Source organism: Rhodoferax lacus, from assembly GCF_003415675.1.
GTDB lineage: Bacteria > Pseudomonadota > Gammaproteobacteria > Burkholderiales > Burkholderiaceae_C > Allorhodoferax > Allorhodoferax lacus.
This window is the reverse complement of the sequence record NZ_QFZK01000003.1, coordinates 99,835-115,869: the sequence shown is the minus strand read 5'-3', so window position 1 is coordinate 115,869 and position 16,035 is coordinate 99,835. Positions and strand designations below refer to the sequence as shown.

The 16,035-nt window shown below is 65.6% G+C and carries 17 protein-coding genes; 11 read left to right on the top strand and 6 right to left on the bottom strand.

All coding sequences use genetic code 11. The features are described 5' to 3' along the window. Window positions 1-36 precede the first annotated feature (36 nt). The 3 genes from DIC66_RS06655 (at window position 37) to DIC66_RS06645 (ending at window position 1,901) form a co-directional block, all read left to right on the top strand. Entirely contained in the window at window positions 37-708 is a 672-nt protein-coding gene (locus DIC66_RS06655) for a 50S ribosomal protein L25/general stress protein Ctc (protein WP_117175322.1), read from the top strand. A gap of 96 nt (window positions 709-804) precedes the next feature. Next, the gene (gene pth / locus DIC66_RS06650; RefSeq protein ID WP_117175320.1) at window positions 805-1,452 is read left to right on the top strand and encodes an aminoacyl-tRNA hydrolase; all 648 of its coding nucleotides are present in this window, start codon (window positions 805-807) and stop codon (window positions 1,450-1,452) included. Continuing rightward, window positions 1,449-1,901 carry a hypothetical protein gene (locus tag DIC66_RS06645; RefSeq protein WP_117175318.1) on the top strand — a complete coding sequence of 151 codons (453 nt, stop codon included), beginning with the start codon at window positions 1,449-1,451 and terminating at the stop codon, window positions 1,899-1,901. Before pth ends, DIC66_RS06645 begins: the two co-directional genes overlap by 4 nt. Here the strand turns inward: DIC66_RS06645 and DIC66_RS06640 are convergent. Continuing rightward, complete coding sequence (locus tag DIC66_RS06640) at window positions 1,898-2,191, bottom strand: YfhL family 4Fe-4S dicluster ferredoxin (RefSeq protein ID WP_117175316.1); 294 nt, start codon at window positions 2,189-2,191, stop codon at window positions 1,898-1,900. The two genes, DIC66_RS06645 and DIC66_RS06640, sit on opposite strands and share 4 nt — an antisense overlap. A gap of 80 nt (window positions 2,192-2,271) precedes the next feature. On the opposite strand from DIC66_RS06640, the gene DIC66_RS06635 reads away from it, so the two are divergent. Continuing rightward, complete coding sequence (locus tag DIC66_RS06635) at window positions 2,272-3,693, top strand: amidase (protein WP_117175314.1); 1,422 nt, start codon at window positions 2,272-2,274, stop codon at window positions 3,691-3,693. A gap of 7 nt (window positions 3,694-3,700) precedes the next feature. On the opposite strand, the gene coaD is transcribed toward DIC66_RS06635, so the two are convergent. Genes coaD through DIC66_RS06615 form a run of 4 tightly spaced genes read right to left on the bottom strand, consistent with a single transcriptional unit; the run spans window position 3,701 to window position 7,715 of the window. Then, complete coding sequence (gene coaD / locus DIC66_RS06630; RefSeq protein WP_117175312.1) at window positions 3,701-4,189, bottom strand: pantetheine-phosphate adenylyltransferase; 489 nt, start codon at window positions 4,187-4,189, stop codon at window positions 3,701-3,703. Between the two features lie 13 nt (window positions 4,190-4,202). Continuing rightward, complete coding sequence (rsmD, locus tag DIC66_RS06625; protein WP_117175310.1) at window positions 4,203-4,877, bottom strand: 16S rRNA (guanine(966)-N(2))-methyltransferase RsmD; 675 nt, start codon at window positions 4,875-4,877, stop codon at window positions 4,203-4,205. Between the two features lie 9 nt (window positions 4,878-4,886). Beyond that, window positions 4,887-6,272: a M16 family metallopeptidase gene (locus tag DIC66_RS06620; protein WP_233505813.1), complete on the bottom strand. Its 1,386-nt coding sequence runs from the start codon at window positions 6,270-6,272 to the stop codon at window positions 4,887-4,889. Window positions 6,273-6,287: 15 nt separating this feature from the next. Continuing rightward, window positions 6,288-7,715, bottom strand: coding sequence for a M16 family metallopeptidase (locus tag DIC66_RS06615; RefSeq protein WP_117175875.1), 1,428 nt, complete (start codon window positions 7,713-7,715; stop codon window positions 6,288-6,290). A gap of 28 nt (window positions 7,716-7,743) precedes the next feature. Here DIC66_RS06615 and ftsY point away from each other — a divergent pair, with 28 nt between their 5' ends. From ftsY to DIC66_RS06580, 7 genes are all read left to right on the top strand, one after another. After that, window positions 7,744-8,865, top strand: a complete 1,122-nt coding sequence (ftsY, locus tag DIC66_RS06610) for a signal recognition particle-docking protein FtsY (RefSeq protein ID WP_117175308.1) — start codon at window positions 7,744-7,746, stop codon at window positions 8,863-8,865. Window positions 8,866-8,940: 75 nt separating this feature from the next. Next, complete coding sequence (locus DIC66_RS06605) at window positions 8,941-10,167, top strand: ABC transporter substrate-binding protein (RefSeq protein ID WP_117175306.1); 1,227 nt, start codon at window positions 8,941-8,943, stop codon at window positions 10,165-10,167. A 37-nt stretch (window positions 10,168-10,204) separates the two neighbouring features. Further along, complete coding sequence (locus DIC66_RS06600) at window positions 10,205-10,885, top strand: alpha/beta hydrolase (protein WP_117175304.1); 681 nt, start codon at window positions 10,205-10,207, stop codon at window positions 10,883-10,885. After that, complete coding sequence (locus DIC66_RS06595; RefSeq protein ID WP_233505812.1) at window positions 10,882-12,177, top strand: Hsp70 family protein; 1,296 nt, start codon at window positions 10,882-10,884, stop codon at window positions 12,175-12,177. The genes DIC66_RS06600 and DIC66_RS06595 overlap by 4 nt, the downstream gene beginning before the upstream one ends. A 4-nt stretch (window positions 12,178-12,181) precedes the next feature. Further along, window positions 12,182-13,921: an ABC transporter permease family protein gene (locus DIC66_RS06590; protein ID WP_199534680.1), complete on the top strand. Its 1,740-nt coding sequence runs from the start codon at window positions 12,182-12,184 to the stop codon at window positions 13,919-13,921. Further along, a complete protein-coding gene (locus DIC66_RS06585; RefSeq protein ID WP_117175302.1) occupies window positions 13,918-14,370 on the top strand; it encodes a Rieske (2Fe-2S) protein in 453 nt (150 codons plus the stop codon). The genes DIC66_RS06590 and DIC66_RS06585 overlap by 4 nt, the downstream gene beginning before the upstream one ends. Beyond that, window positions 14,367-14,987, top strand: a complete 621-nt coding sequence (locus DIC66_RS06580) for an ATP-binding cassette domain-containing protein (RefSeq protein ID WP_117175300.1) — start codon at window positions 14,367-14,369, stop codon at window positions 14,985-14,987. Before DIC66_RS06585 ends, DIC66_RS06580 begins: the two co-directional genes overlap by 4 nt. A gap of 465 nt (window positions 14,988-15,452) precedes the next feature. Here DIC66_RS06580 and DIC66_RS06575 read toward each other — a convergent pair whose 3' ends face one another. Beyond that, window positions 15,453-16,034, bottom strand: a complete 582-nt coding sequence (locus DIC66_RS06575) for a bacteriohemerythrin (RefSeq protein ID WP_117175298.1) — start codon at window positions 16,032-16,034, stop codon at window positions 15,453-15,455. Window position 16,035: the final 1 nt, after the last annotated feature.

Sequence of the window (16,035 nt, the reverse complement as noted above, 5' to 3'; positions counted from 1 at the left end):
CGCACTGGTCGCGGTGGACTCCTACAGGAGTAAGTTATGAAATTTGTCGCTTTTGAGCGCGCTAAGCAGGGCACGGGTGCGAGCCGCCGTCTCCGCAATACCGGTCGCACACCTGGCATTGTTTACGGCAGCAACATTGACACCACGCTGATCGAACTCGATCACAACGCGCTGTGGCATGCCATCAAGAAGGAAGCCTTCCATGCTTCCGTGCTGGACATGGAACTCAACGGTACCGAACACAAGGTTCTGCTGCGTGACGTGCAAATGCACCCCTACAAGCAGCTCATCCTGCACATCGACTTCCAGCGCGTGGACGCTTCCACCAAGCTGCACATGAAGGTGCCATTGCACTTCTTCGGTGACGATCTGTCCCCCGCCGTCAAGACCGACGGTTGCATCGCCAACCACGTGCTGACCGAAATCGAAGTGCTGTGCCTGCCCACAGATCTGCCTGAGTTCATCAAGGTAGACCTGAGCGGCCTGAAGAAGGGCAAGTCCCTGCACCTGGCCGACGTGGTTCTGCCCAAGGGCGTGACTGCTGTGACCCACGGCAAGAACAACCCCGTGGTGGTCTCCGTGGTGCTGATCGCTGGCGCCGTGGTCGAGGCACCTGCTGCTGACGCCGCTGCTGCTGCACCTGCCGGCAAGGGTGGCAAGCCCGCAGCCAAGGCCGCTCCGGCTGCCAAGCCTGCTGCCAAGAAGTAATCAGCTTTTTGCGCCAGCCTCAACGGCCCACCTCGGTGGGCCGTTGTCATTGGTAAGCCTGTTTCCCGCACCGCCTGTTTCCCCTACCATCCCCGCATGATCAAACTGTTTGTCGGCCTGGGCAATCCCGGCCCGGAATACGAAGCCACCCGCCACAACGCCGGTTTCTGGTGGATTGATGCCGCGGCGCGCGCGCTCAAGGTGCAACCGGTCATGGACCGCAGCTACCACGGCCTCGTGGCACGCACCACGGTGAATGGCCAGACCGTCTGGTTGCTGGAACCGCAGACGTTTATGAACCTGTCGGGCAAGTCGGTGGCCGCACTGGCGCGCTTCTTCAAGATCGCGCCCAACGAAATTCTGGTAGCCCACGACGAGCTGGATGTGCCACCGGGTGAGGCCAAGCTCAAGCTGGGCGGCAGCCATGCCGGGCACAACGGCCTGCGCGACATCCACGCCCAATTGGGCTCACCAGACTACTGGCGCCTGCGCCTGGGTGTGGGCCATCCCGGGGACAAGTCCGAGGTGGTGGGCTGGGTGCTCAAGAAGCCCTCGCTGGACCACCGCATCGCCATAGACCAGGCTATTGACCGCTCGCTAAAGGCCTTGCCGCAGTTGCTGGCCGGCGAGATGGACCGGGCCACCATGCTGATCCACACCAGCAAGCCGCCCCGGCCCAAGTTGCCCAAGCCCGCTGCTCCCGCTTTGGCAGACTCTGATTCGCAACCCAAGGAAGAACCATGAAGAGTTTCAAATACCTTGCCCCCGTTTTCCTGGCCCTGTTGCTGGCCTGCCTGGGCGCCAATGCCCAGCAGGTCTACCGATGCGGCAGCAGCTACAGCCAGTCGCCCTGCCCGGACGGCGTGGCGGTATCCGCGGACGACCCACGCACCGACGCACAGCGCGCAGCGGCCAAACAGGCACTGAGCCAGGACAAGGCCCTGGCAAAGCAACTGGAGGCGTCACGCCACAAGGAAGAGGCCCAGGCGCTGGCCCTGGACCGCGCGGCTTTGGCCCGGGCCAAAGCGGCACACAACAAACCGGATGTCCAAAAGCCTGTGGCGGCCAAGCCCCACAAAAAGCCGGCCAAGGCCCGCAGCGCCAAGGTACCGGAGCCCGGCGTTTTCACCGCCACCGTGGGCAAACCAGCCCCCAAAAAGAAGGCCAAAAAGCCCACTGCCACCAAGCCTTAGGCTGGCGGCAGGTCAGACGGGGCCGACGACGGGGCTTTGCCCGCAGCAGCCTGCAAACGCTGGTACTTCTGCCACAGGGTTGGCTGGTCTTCCACATGCTGCGGGTTGACGGGAATGCAGGCCACCGGACACACCTGCACGCACTGGGGCTCATCAAAATGGCCCACGCATTCGGTGCACTTGTGCGGGTCTATTTCGTAGATCTCGGGCCCGAGGTAAATCGCCTCGTTCGGGCACTCGGGTTCGCACACATCGCAGTTAATGCACTCGTCGGTGATGATCAGTGCCATAGGTGTCTCGTTTGCATGGACTGATTATCGCAAGCTGGCTGATAATCCGGCCGTCACAACATCAATCACCTACTGACAACATGAGCACCGCCACCGAGCAATCCCTGCCTCTGCACGAATGGAGCGCAGCAGCCCTGGTGGCAGCCTACAGTTGCCGCGCGCTGTCGCCGGTGGAGGTGGCACAGTCGGCACTCAACCACATGGCGCAGTGGGAGCCGCATATCCAGGCCAGCTACCTGCTGCGCCCCGAGCGCACCCTGGAGGCTGCCCGCGCATCAGAGTCCCGCTGGCTCAGCCAGCACCCCTTAAGCGCCTTGGATGGCGTGCCCGTCACCCTCAAGGACAACATCGCCACACAGGGCGACCCCTGCCCCTTGGGTACGCAGGCCACCGATGGTGCGCCAATGGCCGCAGACTCGCCGCCCGCAGCCCGCCTGCGCGAAGCCGGCACTGTGCTGCTCTGCAAGACCACCATGCCCGACTACGGCATGCTGTCCTCCGGCGTCTCCAGCTTTCATCCGCTGGCACGCAACCCCTGGGACACCCGCAAGACGCCCGGGGGCTCCAGTGCCGGGGCCGCCGCCGCTGCGGCCGCAGGCTATGGCCCGCTGCATGTGGGCACCGACATCGGTGGATCCCTGCGCCTGCCCGCCAGCTGGTGCGGCATCTTCAGCCTCAAGCCCAGTCTGGGGCGTATCCCGATAGACCCGCCGTTTACCGGGCGCGCTGCCGGCCCCATGACCCGCAGCGTGGGCGATGCGGCGCTGATGATGCGTGCCCTGTCCTGGCCGGACGAGCGCGACAGCATGAGCCTGCCCTTTGCGGCCATTGACTGGAACAACTGGGATACCCCCTTGAGCCAGCTCGACGGCGTGCGCATAGGCCTGCTGCTGGATGCCGGTTGCGGCCTGCCGGTGGACCCGGAGGTGCAGTCCGCCGTGCTGCGCGCAGCGCGGCTGCTGGAGAGCACCGGTGCCATCGTCACGCCCATGCAGCCCTTTCTGACGCGCACCATGTTGGACGGCATGGACCACGCCTGGCGCATGCGCTCCCACCTGGACCTGGCAGCCTTGCCCGAAGAACGCTGCGCGTTGGTGCTGCCGTATATACGCGCCTGGGCCGACAGCGCGGCCGGCATGACCGGCACCCAGGTCTTCAAGGCCATGGCCCAGTTCCACGCCACCCGCGTGGCCACGGTGGCGGCCTGCAATGCCTTTGACTATGTGATCTCGCCCACCGCGCCGTGCGTGGCCTTTGAGGCCGAACTGCCCTCGCCCACCAACGACCCCTTGCGGCCGCTGGAACACATCGCCTTTACCGTGCCCTTCAACATGTCAGAGCAGCCGGCCGCCAGCATCAACTGCGGCTATACACATACCGGTTTACCCATAGGGCTGCAGATTGCCGGAAGGCGCTTTGACGATCTGGGTGTTCTCCAGCTCAGCCGTGCATTTGAGGTACTGCGTGGGCCGCAGCAGCCATGGCCTTCGCCACCGGTTTAAACAGCACTCAGGCTGCCAGCTTGGCGGCCAGACGCTCAAACACCTGCGGTGCCACAAACTGCCGCACATCCCCTTTGAGGGTGGCAATCTCGCGCACCAGGGTGCTGCTGATGAACTGGAAACGCGAATCGGGTGTGAGGAACAGCGTGTCTACGTCAGGTGCCAGCGCGCGGTTCATGCCAGCCAGCTGGGCCTCGTAGTCAAAGTCGGTCACCGAGCGCACGCCGCGCACCATGACCCTGGCGCCTTGGGCCACCGCAAAATCGCGCACCAAGCCGCTGAAAGACTCCACCCGCACATTGGCCTGTGCAGCGAACACCGTGCGCACCATATCCAGCCGCTCGTCCAGGGTGAACAGCGTCTTCTTGTGGTGGGCTGCAGCCACCGCCACGACCACACTGGAAAACAGCCGGGCGCTGCGCGAGATCAGGTCCTGGTGACCCAGGGTCATGGGATCAAAGGTGCCGGGGAACACGGCAATCACGGGCTGGACCATGGTCGCACTCCAATCAGGGGGTGGTAGACGGGGGCGTAAGCGGCACGGGTAAAGCCTCTGGGCCCGAGGCCAGACGCAAGAGGTGCGCATGAACAGCACCGGCCTTGAGGTATTTGTGCACCAGCAGGCCCATGGGCGCTAGCAGCTCGTCGGTCCATTTGGTCGGGCCTTCCAGGTACACCCAGCCATTGGGAGAGAGCGCCTTGGTGCAGGCGTTGAGCGCAATCTCCAGGATGGGCGCATCAAAAGGCGGGTCCAGAAAAATCAGGTCGCAACTGGCCGGCGTTGCCTGGCGTACGCAGGCCACACCGTCGCCGCGCTGCAGTTGCACTGCTGTGGCGGCAAGCTGGTCCTTGGTCTTTTGCAGTTGCGCCACCAGGGCCGTATCTGACTCCACCAGCACCACGTTGGTGGCGCCGCGGGAAGCGGCTTCAAAACCGAGCACGCCCGTTCCCGCAAAGGCGTCAATACAGCGCCAGCCCGTCAGGTCCTGGCCCAGCCAGTTGAACAGGGTCTCGCGCACGCGGTCGGGGGTGGGGCGCAGGCCTGGCTTGTCGGACACTTTGAGTTTGGTGCGCTTCCACAGGCCGCCAATGATGCGGACTTCATGGGACTGCACGGCGCGCGGGCGGTGCACCCGTTTGGGCTTGCTGGCGGGGGATGCTTTTTTGGTTGCTTTGGTGCTCATGGGCATAGCTTAGTTGAGTTTCGCGTCCTCAGCCCCCAGCACCACCGTCACCATTTTTTCTGGCTGCAGCTTGCGACTAAAGGCGGCGCGTATGTCCTGCACGGTGAGTTTTTGCACCTGCGCCGTCCAGGTCTCCAGGTAATCCAGCGGCAAGTTGTTCCAGGCGATGTTGGCCACGTTGTCCAGCAGCTTGCGGTTGCTGTCCAGGCGCAGGGCAAAGCCGCCTATCAGGTTGTCCTTGGCCGCCTGCAGTTCCAGGTCGGTGGGGCCCTTGGCCACAAACTTCGCCAGCACCTCGCGCACCAGGTCCAGCGCCTGCTGCGCCTGGTCGGGCCGGGTCTGCAGGCCTATGGTGAAGGCGCCGGCGTGCAGGCCTGGCGCAAAGCCGCTGTACACGCCATAGGTGAGGCCGCGCTTTTCGCGCACCTCTTCGGTCAGGCGCGCAGTGAAGCCGCCACCACCCAGGATGTGGTTGCCCACGGTGAGAGCAAAGAAGTCGGGGTCATTGCGCTTGTAGCCGGGCTGGCCCAGCAGCACATGGGCCTGGGCTGAGGCGAAGGCGATGCGCTCTTCATGCGCTGCGGCCAAGGGGGCCACTTCCGGCACGGGAGGCAGCGCGTCGCAACCGGTGCTGGGCAGGTGCGACAGCAACTTGCTCACCAAGGCGTCGGCCTGCGCGCGGCTGAGTGCGCCCACCACACTGACCTTTGCGCTGCAGGCCCGCAGGGCTTGCGCATGCAGGGCCTGCATGTCGGCCGCGCTGATGCGGGCCAAGGTTTCTTCGGTACTCTCGGCGCCATAGGGGTGGTCACCATAGACCGCACGGGCAAAGGCGCGCCCTGCCAGTGTGGCGGGCCGGGTGTTGGCTTCCTTCAGGCTGGCCACCAGCTTGGGGCGGTCGCGCAGCCAGGGCGCCTCGGGAAAGCTGGCATCGCCCAGTTGGCGGGCGGCAAGAAGCGTGGCTTTTTCCAGCAGGTCCGGGTAGGTCAGCGAGCGCAGTGAAAAGCCCAAGCGGTCGGCGCTCGCGCTGCCACCAAAGCTGGCGCCCAGATCGGCCCAGGCGTCGCTCAGTGCGTTTTCATCCATCGCGGGCTCGGCTCCCCTGGCCTTGACGCCATAAGCCGTGCTGGAGGCCATCAGATTGGCCAGGCCCGGTTTGCCCCGGGGGTCACGCCGGCCACCGGCATCAAAGTCGATTTGCACGTCCACCATGGGGATGGCCGGGCTCTCCACCAGATAGACCTGGGCACCCGAGGGCTGGGTCCAGTGGCTGATGGGAATGGCGGCGTAGCTGGCAAAGGCCAGGCAGAGTCCTGTGGCAAGGGCCAAAGCCGAACGCAGGGCAGCCCGTGCCACAGGTGGCGGGCTGGCGATTGAAAACATGGCGTGGTTCATGGGGGCTTTACGGGTTCAATGGCGCAGTCCGGCGGGAGCGGCGCGGGGCTTGCGGGTTTTGTCCAGCGGCTGCGGCAGCAGGGTGGCCACCGTCAGCGCGTCATCCCCAAAATATTTGGCCGCCACGGCCTGCACCTGCTCGGCCGTGACGGCGCGCAGGCGGGCGATGAGCTTCTCGTCGGCATCGGTGGGCATGCCACTGGCCCAGTTGGCGCCCAGGATGCGCGCCTGGTTGAAGACGCTGTCCTGCTTGTAGACCTCGCTGGCAACCCACTGGTTTTTCACACGCTGCAACTCGGTGGCCTGCACGCCATCCTTCGCCAGCAGCGCCACTTGGGCGCGCAGGGCGGCTTCCACCTGGGCCGCCGTCTTGCCAGCAGAGGGCACGCCATAGAGCATGCACATGGCAGGTCCGCGTCCACCCAGTCCGCAGTAGGCACCGGCACTGTCGGCCACATGGCCGTCGGCCTGGGTCAGGGCGCGGTCCAGGCGGGCGTTGTCGTAGCCGCTGAGCACGGCGGCCAGCACCGTCAGGGCCAGGGCGTCGTTGCTCTCGGTGTCGGCCTCGCTGTCCAGCGCGGCGGGCGCGAAGCGGGGCGTCTTGAAGGCCAGGGTCACGCTGGCCTGCTCGGCCGGGGCCTTGAAGTCCAGGCGGCGCATACCGCTTTGCTCGGGCTCCACACGCGGCTTGCGCTCGGGCAGGGCGCGTGCAGGAATGCTGCCGTAGTACTTTTCTGCCAAGGCCAGCACGGCCTGCGGCTCCACGTCACCGGCCACCACCACAGCGGAGTTGGCCGGGGTGTACCAGCGCTGGTAGAAGGCACGGGCGTCGTCGGGCGTCATGGCCTCCAAATCGCTCATCCAGCCCACGATGGGGCGACGGTAGGGTGAGGCGGTGTAGGCCACGGCGCTCAGGGCCTCGCCCAGCAGGGCATGCGGGTTGTCCTCGGTACGCAGGCGGCGCTCTTCCTTCACCACTTCCAGCTCTTTCTTGAAATCGGCATCGCTCCACTGGTTGTGGGCAAAGCGGTCGGCCTCGAGCTGCATCACGTCCTGCAGGCGGGTGGCAGGTATCTGCTGGTAGAAGCCGGTGTAGTCCTTGCTGGTAAAGGCGTTTTCGCGCCCGCCCAGGGCGGCCACCCGGCGCGAGAACTCGCCCGCCTTCACGGTGGGCGTGCCCTTGAACAGCATGTGCTCCAGCACATGGGCCACGCCACTGGTGCCGTCCACCTCGTCCATGGAGCCCACGCGCACCCACAGCATGTGCACGGCGGTAGGGGCGCGGTGGTCGGGCCGCACGATCAGCGTCATGCCGTTTTTCAGGGTGTATTGGTGCACGCTGGCGGCCTCAGGCAAGGGCGCGGCATAGGGGCTGGCACAGAGGCCCAGTGCCATGGCGAGGCCGGAATAGGTGCGTACGAACCAGTGATTGATGTGTTTCATAGAATGGGCCATTCTAAGAACGGCACCCATGTTCAGCTTTTTCAAGAAAAAAACCCCTGCGATTGCTCCGGTGGCTGCGGCCCCGGTGGTGGATGTGCCTCCTCAAGCACCCGCCCAAACCCCGCCTGTCACTGGAGTCGGCCCCGGCAGCGGTGCGCCCGGCCTGTCCGTCACGGCCGCCACAGGCTCGCTGATTGGCAGTGTGTTGGCGGCACCCATTGGGGTCCCCAGCACCCCCGCACCCGCGCCCGAGCGCCAGGGCTGGATGGCCAAGCTCCGGGCCGGCCTGGGCAAGACCGCCTCCAGCCTGTCCGGCGTGTTTGGTGGCAGCAAGATTGACGAGGCCCTGTACGAAGAACTGGAAAGCGCCCTGCTGATGGCCGACGCTGGTGTCTCGGCCACCCAGTTCCTGACCGACACGCTGCGCAAAAAGGCCAAGTCCGCAGGCGTTGACAACCCCGTGGCGCTGAAGAACCTGCTCATCAGCATCGTGGCCGACCTGCTGCAGCCGCTGCAAAAGCCGCTGGTGATTGGCCAGCACACGCCCACTGTCATCATGGTGGCGGGCGTTAATGGCGCGGGCAAGACCACCTCGATTGGCAAGCTCACCCGCCACCTGGCCGAAGACGGCGCCAGCGTGCTGCTGGCCGCGGCCGACACCTTCCGCGCCGCTGCGCGCGAGCAGCTCAGCGTCTGGGCCGACCGCAACACCGTGGAGATCATCAGCCAGGCCGGTGCCGACCCAGCCGCCGTGAGCTTTGATGCCGTGAGTGCAGGCAAGGCACGCCGCAAGGACGTGGTGCTGATTGACACCGCCGGGCGTCTGCCCACCCAACTGCACCTGATGGAAGAGCTGAAAAAAATCAAGCGCGTGATCCAGAAGGCTGACGGCACCGCGCCGCACGAGGTGCTGCTGGTGATTGACGGCAACACCGGCCAAAACGCTGTCTCCCAGGTCAAGCAGTTTGATGACGCGCTGGGGCTGACCGGCCTGATCGTGACCAAGCTGGATGGCACGGCCAAGGGTGGCGTGCTGGCAGCCATTGCGCGCGAGCGGCCCATTCCGGTGTACTTCATCGGTGTGGGTGAACAGCTCAATGAACTGGAAACCTTTAACGCCCGCGAATTTGCCCAGGCCCTGCTGGCCTGACAGGCCCAGAGCCCCCCTGCAGCGTCACGCTGCCGCACGCACTACCCCTCGCCTCACCGCACCCTTGAACACGCCATGAACACCACGCCCACCACCCTCACCCGCCGCAGCGCCCTCACCCTGCTGGGCGGCAGCGTGGCCGCAGGCCTCAGCACCGCAAGCGTCGCCGCCGACGCCAACAGGGCCAGCTGGGCCACCCTTGCAAAAGAAGCACGCGGCCAGACCGTGTACTTCAACGCCTGGGCGGGCAGCGACACCATCAACGCCTACATCCGCTGGGCCGCGCAGCAGGTGCAAGAGCGCTTTGGCGTGCGCGTGGAGCATGTGAAGGTCAGCGACGCGGCTGACGTGGTCAAGCGCGTGCGCAGTGAAAAGGCGGCGGGCAAACAGGACGGCACGGTTGACCTGGTCTGGATCAACGGCGAAAACTTTCTGGCCATGAAGCGCGAAGGCCTGCTGTACGGCCCCTTCACCGACCGGCTGCCCAACTTTGCACTGGTGGACACCCGGGGCAAGCCCACCACCACGCTGGACTTTGCCGAACCCGTGGCCGGCATGGAGGCCCCCTGGGGCATGGCGCAGCTGACCTTTCTGGTGGACAGCGCCCTGACCCCGAAGCCGCCACAGAACATCACCGAGCTGCTGGCCTTTGCCCGCGCCAACCCGGGCCGAGTGACCTACCCGCGCCCGCCTGACTTCCATGGCACCACCTTTCTGAAGCAGTTGCTGCTGGACCTGAACAGCGCGCGTGACGCCTTCTACAAGCCGGTGACGCCTGAGGCCTTTGCCCGCGCCAGCGCGTCGCTCTGGGCCTACCTGGACAGCCTGCACCCGCAGCTGTGGCGCGCAGGCAAGCAGTTTGCCAACAACGCCGCCACCACTCGCCAGATGCTGGCCGATGGTGAGCTGCGCTGGGCCCTGACCTTTAACCCCAATGACGCTGCCAACGAAATTGCCGCCGGCCGCATGCAGGCCAGCGTTATGAGCTACCAGTTTCCCGGTGGCACGATTGGCAACACCCACTTTGTGGCCATCCCGGTGAACGCCAGCGCCAAACAGGGCGCCCTGGTGTTGGCCAACTTCCTGCTCAGTGCCGAGGCGCAGGCGCGCAAGGCCGACATCAGTGTCTGGGGTGACCCCACCGTACTGGCGGTGCCCCGCCTGAGCGCGCAGGACCAAAAACTGTTTGTGGGCAAAACCGTGGCGGGTCAGGTGCACAATGCAGCCCCTGCCATTCCCGAACCCCACGGCTCCTGGATGGCGCCCCTGGAAAAGGAATGGCTTGACCGCTACGGCGCCTGAACGCCCCACCCATTCACCGAGCCCCGCAAGAACCCCCATGCAAACCCCACTGCTTCCCTGTTTTGAAACAGAAACCGCCGCATCGCCCACGGCCACCGTCATCCTGCTGCACGGCCTGGGCGCCGATGGCCACGACTTTGCAGCTCTGGTGCCCGAGCTCAACCTGCGGGGCTGCCAGGGCATACGCTTTGTGTTTCCCCACGCGCCCTCCATGCCTGTGACGGTGAATGGTGGCTATACCATGCCGGCCTGGTACGACATCACCGGCACCGACCTGGTCAGCGGCCAGGATGCCGCAGGCATTCAGCATTCCGAGCGGGCCATACGCGCCCTGATCGACCAGCAAATCGAGCGCGGCATACCTGCCGAGCGCATCGTGCTCTCCGGCTTCAGCCAGGGCGCGGCCATGGCCTTGCACACCGGCCTGCGCCTGCCTTTTGCGCTGGCGGGCATCATGGCCCTGTCGGGCTACCTGCCGCTGGCCGAGCGCCTGGCCACAGAGCGCGCTGCGGCCAATGCGCACACCCCCATCTTTCTGGCCCACGGCACGCAGGACAGTGTGGTGATCCCGCAGCGCGGCGAAGACACGCGGGATGCCCTGCAGACTCTGGGCTACCCGGTGCAGTGGAACAGCTACGCCACCGGACACAACCTCACCTCTGAAGAAGTTGAAGACATGGGCGCCTTTTTGCGCCTGGTGCTTCCTGCGCTGGCGTGAGCAACGCAACTCCCTCCACCGGCACCCGCCAACACCTGGTGCTGGGTATTGACTTTGGCACCTCCAACTCGGCCGCCGCGTTGATGGATGGCAAGGGTGTGCTGCAAGTGGTCCCGCTGGACGGCACGCGCGCCGAAATGCCCACCGCCCTGTTTTTCAACAGCGAGACCCACAGCGTGCAATACGGCAGCGAGGCCATGCAGGCCTATTTGTCCGGCACCGAGGGCCGCTTGCTGCGTTCCCTCAAGAGCCTGCTGGGTAGCGCCCTGATGGACGAGCACACGGCCGTGGGCGACCACAGCCTGCGCTACTTTGACATCGTGGTGCTGTTCTTCAAGGAACTCAAGCGCCGCTGTGAGGCCCATGCGGGCCAGACCCTGACGCATGCCATGCTGGGCCGCCCGGTGCACTTTGTGGATGACAACCCCGAGCGCGATGCGCTGGCCCAAGCCACCCTGGGCCGGGCTGCATTGGAGGCCGGCTTCACCCACATCGACTACCAGCTCGAGCCCATTGCCGCCGCCCTGGACTACGAGCAGCGCGTGGACCGCGAGACCGTGGCCTTGGTGGTGGACATTGGCGGAGGCACATCGGACTTCACCGTCATCCGGCTGAACCCGGCGCGCAGCACGCAAGCCGACCGCCGCGCCGACATCCTGGCCACCACCGGCGTGCACATAGGCGGCACCGATTTTGACCGCCTGCTCGACCTCTCCACCGTCATGCCGCGCCTGGGCTACAGGCACTTGGGGCGCGGCAACCGCCCGGTACCCAACAGCGTTTTCTTTGACCTGAGTACCTGGCACCTGATCCACCAGGCCTATACCCGCAAAGCCATGCACTTTGCCAAGGAACTCTGGAGCGACTTCACCGACCAGAGCCTGCATGCGCGGCTGATGGAGGCGCTGGAGGGCCAATACGGCCACCGCATGCTGGCCGAGGTGGAGGCTGCCAAGATTGCCTGCTCCATCAGCGGCCAGGACGCCGCCGTTCAGCTGGATTTTTTGGATGACGCGCCCGCACCCCACGTCACTGCAGAAGGCATGGACGCCGCCTTGCAGGACGCCATTGCCCAGGTGGTGCGCTGCGCCCAGGACTGCGTGGCGGCCTCCGGCCTGGAGGCTGTGGATGTGGTCTACCTCACCGGTGGCTCTTCGGCCCTGCGGCCCTTGGTGGCGGCCCTGCAAGTCGCCATGCCGCAAGCCACGCTGGTGACGGGCAACCAGTTTGGCGGCGTGGCCGCCGGGCTGGCCTATGCGGGTTCTTGTGCGGGTTCGGTGCTGCGGGACTGACTGCATGCAGCGCATACACCCAGCAGCAGCCCTTTTGCTGGGCCTGGTGGCTGTGCCCCTGCTCTGGAGCCTGGGGCAGGCTGGATGGGTAGCGTGGGATGCAGAGGCCTGGCATGCCCTGTGGCTGGAGCGCCAGACCCTGAGCGCCCTGGGCTTGAGCCTGTGGACGGGCCTGGCCAGCGCGGCCCTGGCCACACTGGCCTGTGCCTGGCTGCTGTCACGCACGGCCACCCTGACGCAACAGCAGCGGCTGCAGCGCCACCAAACCTGGCTGCTGGCTGTGCCCCATGCCGCCTTTGCCATGGGGCTGGTGCTGCTCATCGCGCCTTCGGGCTGGCTGCTGCGCCTGCTCTCGCCCTGGGCTACTGGCCTTGCCGCGCCACCGCCCTGGCCCACCACGCAGGACCCCTGGGGCTTGGGGCTGATTGCCGTGCTCACGCTGAAAGAAATTCCGTTTCTGTTGTGGTCAGCCAGCAGCCATCTGCTGCGGCCCGAGGTGGCACAGCGCCTGCAGCGCGAACTGCAGCTGGCCAGCACCCTGGGCTACGCGCAGCAAGCGGCCTGGTGGCGCATCGTCTGGCCGCAACTGCTGCCGCGCTTGGCCGCGCCCCTGCTGGCAGTGCTGGCCTACAGCCTGACGGTGGTGGATGTGGCGCTGGTCATAGGCCCGGCCTCCCCGCCCACGCTGGCGGTGCTGTGCTGGCAGTGGCTGCAGGACGCCGACGTTGTGCAAAACGCCAAAGGCGGTGCCGCAGCCTGGGCCCTGGCCGGCCTGGTGTTGCTGTGCGCCGCAGTGGCTTGGGCGCTGTTGCACGCGGCGGTGTGGCGGCGCTGGCGCAGCAGTGGCGTGCCACCGCAAACGCAGACGCAGACGGCGCAGCGCACTGCCAAAAGCCTTGCGGGGCCTTCCCCGCAGTGGCCCCTGATGCTGCTGGCGGGCATTTATGGCGCCGTGCTGCTGGCGTTACTGCTGGGCAGCTTCATCGGCAGCTGGCCCTTCCCCCAGCTGCTGCCCGCGCGCTGGAGCATGGCTGCCTGGGCCACGGTGTGGGACAGCACCGGCACGGTCTGGACCACGTTGTGGCTGGCTGCAGGCAGTGCCGCTTGTGCCCTGCTGTGGGTGGTGGCCTGGCTGGAGCTGGCGCCTGCGCCATGGCATGCCCGCATGCAGACCCTGGCCTACGCGCCGCTGGTATTGCCCGGCCTGCTGTGGGCCATAGGCCTGCACCGCCTGGCTCTGGCCTGGGGCTTGGATGGCAGCGCCAGCGGTGTCTGGCTGGCGCACACCCTGGCCTGTCTGCCCTATGTGCTGCTGAGCACGGTGGGCGCCTACAGCGGCTTTGATACACGCTGGTGGCAACTGGCTGCCAGCCTGGGCCAGACGCGCTGGCAGTTTGTGCTGCGTGTGAAGTGGCCCCTGCTGCGCGCCAGCCTGGCCGCCGGTTTTGCCGTGGGCTTTGCGGTCAGCGTGGCGCAGTACCTGCCCACGCTCTATATCGGCGCAGGCCGTCTGGCCACCGTCACCACCGAGGCCGTGGGCCTGGCCGCTGGCGGCCAGCGCAAGCTGATGGCAGCCTTTGCCTGGCTGCAGTGGCTGCTGCCGGTGCTGGTGTACATGGTGGCTGCGCGCTTGGGGCGTGGCCGGCGCTTTGGCCGCCCGCCCGGTGCCCCAACACCACCTTCATCGCCGCCTTCACACCGACCACCGTCGCAAGCTTCCCGCTTGGGCACAATCCAGCCATGAGCGAGCCCAAGCCTGTTGCCCCCCTTACGCCCTTAGGTGCGCCCGCACCCGCGCCGCCCGTGCCCTGGCACACCCTGCCGCATGCGCCCGCGCCCGGCACCCTGCTGGGCCAGCAGGGTGCCTTGCAGGACGGGCAGGTGCTCATGCAGCACGTGTTTGCGGCGGCAGACAGCGCACAGCAACACCCTTTTCGCGTGCTGCTGCTGCGCAGCGGCCTGGAAATCAAAGCCTATGTAAACCGCTGCGCCCACTTCGGCGTGCCGCTGGCCAGCCGCCAGGACCTGCTGCAGTTCCAGCCCCACACCAGCCTGACCTGCAACGTGCACTACGCCCGCTTTCGCTGGAGCGATGGCGTGTGCGACCGGGGTGACTGCGAGGGTGATGCGCTCATAGCCATCCCCCTGCAGTTGGATGCCGACGGCGCCATCCGCATTGCCGCCATCGCATGAGCTTATCAATAGCCGTGCGCACCCTGGCCAGCCCGGCCGGCGTGTTGCTGCGCGACCTGGGGCTGGAGATTGCCCCCGGCAGCGTGCACACGCTCATGGGAGCGAGCGGCAGCGGCAAGTCCAGCCTGCTGGCCGCCGTCTGCGGCACGCTGGATGCATCCATGCGCTTTGAGGGCAGCGTGTATTTGGGCGGCCAGCGGCTGGACACGCTGCCCACCCGGGCCCGACGCGTGGGCATTCTGTTCCAGGACGACCTGCTGTTTCCCCACATGACGGTGCGCGAGAACCTGCTGTTCGCCCTGCCCCGGGGCGAAGCAAAAACCCGCGAGGCCTTGATGCTGCAAGCCCTGCACGACGTGGAAATGTCCGACTTTCTGCACGCCGACCCCGCCACCCTGTCGGGCGGCCAGCGCGCCCGCGTGGCCCTGGCCCGCGCCCTGCTGGCGCAGCCGCAGGCCCTGCTGCTGGACGAGCCCTTCAACAAGCTGGACGCCGCCTTGCGACAACGCATGCGCGCACTGGTGTTTGGCCTGGTGAGCGCCCGGGGCATACCGGCGCTGCTGGTTACGCATGACGCGCAAGATGTGGCCGATGCGGCGCTGGTGACGCGGCTGTAGCTTGCCGCCAATCAGCGCTTTTGCCGAAGACCAACCGTTGCCACGGCAACATTGGCCGGCCATGGCTTCTGGGTGAATGGCTCCGTAGCAGCCGTCATTTCCACACCGGACAAACGGGACTTGTCTGGGCGGATGCCCACTATCTGCACAGCGGGCGATTCATTGAATCTTCAGACCAAAGTCTGAAAACAAAGCAACCAAAGTGAGCCCGGAAAAAGACCTTCAACAGTGTCGCGTCTGGCACGCGACTTTTAGTATTCCTGCATTGGCAAACAGGTAGCCACAGAAGGTGAACCTGGGCCGCCGAGTGTGAAGGCAGGGTGCCTGCATACAACCATAGTCACATCAGGAGTTCCACATGAAAGTTCAAACAGGTATCAAAGCTGGTCAACACGGCCTTGAAGGCGTTCGCATCACCAACAAGCGTCCCACTGGCAAAGGCGGCGTTTAAACACGAAGCAAGACCTAAGCAGGCGCTACCGCCCCATTGCGCCTGACATACACCGCAAAGGGACGGTCGTAGTTGGCTATGTGCTTGGCAAGCGACAGGGCCACAAAATCTTCAAGCTCTGCCTGTGACAGCACGTCCATCCCCACAACGTCCAGTATCTTGTCTAGGTTGCTGACTAGCCGTTCATGCTCTTTGATGTGCGTCGCGGTGTAGGGGAATTGGGTCTTGTGCATCAAGGCTTCTTCGTTCACAAAGTGATGCTTGGTGTATTGCGAGAAAACCTTGCCGGACGCGTGCATGGACTGGCGCTCACCCGCCATCAGAAACTGGTTGGCCAATTGAAACCACTCCTGGTGCTCTGCGTCCATCGTGCAGTCACCAACCATGTGGGTGTCTTTCCAGTCGAGTGCCATGCGAATCTCCTGCGTGCTCTTTGCCCCATCTTCATCCGGGCCGCGCTGTGAGAGATTGACTGGCATCAACAGAGCGGCCGATTGATACCGCAGCGCAACAAACACCAACAACGTGTTGCGCAAATGGCGCCTTTCTGCCCCAAGCAGGGCACCTCCATCGCGCGGTACCATGCGCTTAGTCATG

Excerpts from the sequence above, each read along its gene's own strand:
- rsmD (WP_117175310.1), bottom strand. The coding sequence starts at position 4,877 with ATGAGCACCAAAGCAACCAAAAAAGCATCCCCCGCCAGCAAGCCCAAA.
- coaD (WP_117175312.1), bottom strand. The coding sequence starts at position 4,189 with ATGGTCCAGCCCGTGATTGCCGTGTTCCCCGGCACCTTTGATCCCATG.
- ftsY (WP_117175308.1), top strand. The coding sequence starts at position 7,744 with ATGTTCAGCTTTTTCAAGAAAAAAACCCCTGCGATTGCTCCGGTGGCT.
- DIC66_RS06635 (WP_117175314.1), top strand. The coding sequence starts at position 2,272 with ATGAGCACCGCCACCGAGCAATCCCTGCCTCTGCACGAATGGAGCGCA.
- pth (WP_117175320.1), top strand. The coding sequence starts at position 805 with ATGATCAAACTGTTTGTCGGCCTGGGCAATCCCGGCCCGGAATACGAA.
- DIC66_RS06600 (WP_117175304.1), top strand. The coding sequence starts at position 10,205 with ATGCAAACCCCACTGCTTCCCTGTTTTGAAACAGAAACCGCCGCATCG.
- DIC66_RS06655 (WP_117175322.1), top strand. The coding sequence starts at position 37 with ATGAAATTTGTCGCTTTTGAGCGCGCTAAGCAGGGCACGGGTGCGAGC.
- DIC66_RS06575 (WP_117175298.1), bottom strand. The coding sequence starts at position 16,034 with ATGACTAAGCGCATGGTACCGCGCGATGGAGGTGCCCTGCTTGGGGCA.
- DIC66_RS06580 (WP_117175300.1), top strand. The coding sequence starts at position 14,367 with ATGAGCTTATCAATAGCCGTGCGCACCCTGGCCAGCCCGGCCGGCGTG.
- DIC66_RS06585 (WP_117175302.1), top strand. The coding sequence starts at position 13,918 with ATGAGCGAGCCCAAGCCTGTTGCCCCCCTTACGCCCTTAGGTGCGCCC.
- DIC66_RS06615 (WP_117175875.1), bottom strand. The coding sequence starts at position 7,715 with ATGAAACACATCAATCACTGGTTCGTACGCACCTATTCCGGCCTCGCC.
- DIC66_RS06605 (WP_117175306.1), top strand. The coding sequence starts at position 8,941 with ATGAACACCACGCCCACCACCCTCACCCGCCGCAGCGCCCTCACCCTG.
- DIC66_RS06620 (WP_233505813.1), bottom strand. The coding sequence starts at position 6,272 with ATGAACCACGCCATGTTTTCAATCGCCAGCCCGCCACCTGTGGCACGG.
- DIC66_RS06590 (WP_199534680.1), top strand. The coding sequence starts at position 12,182 with ATGCAGCGCATACACCCAGCAGCAGCCCTTTTGCTGGGCCTGGTGGCT.
- DIC66_RS06645 (WP_117175318.1), top strand. The coding sequence starts at position 1,449 with ATGAAGAGTTTCAAATACCTTGCCCCCGTTTTCCTGGCCCTGTTGCTG.
- DIC66_RS06640 (WP_117175316.1), bottom strand. The coding sequence starts at position 2,191 with ATGGCACTGATCATCACCGACGAGTGCATTAACTGCGATGTGTGCGAA.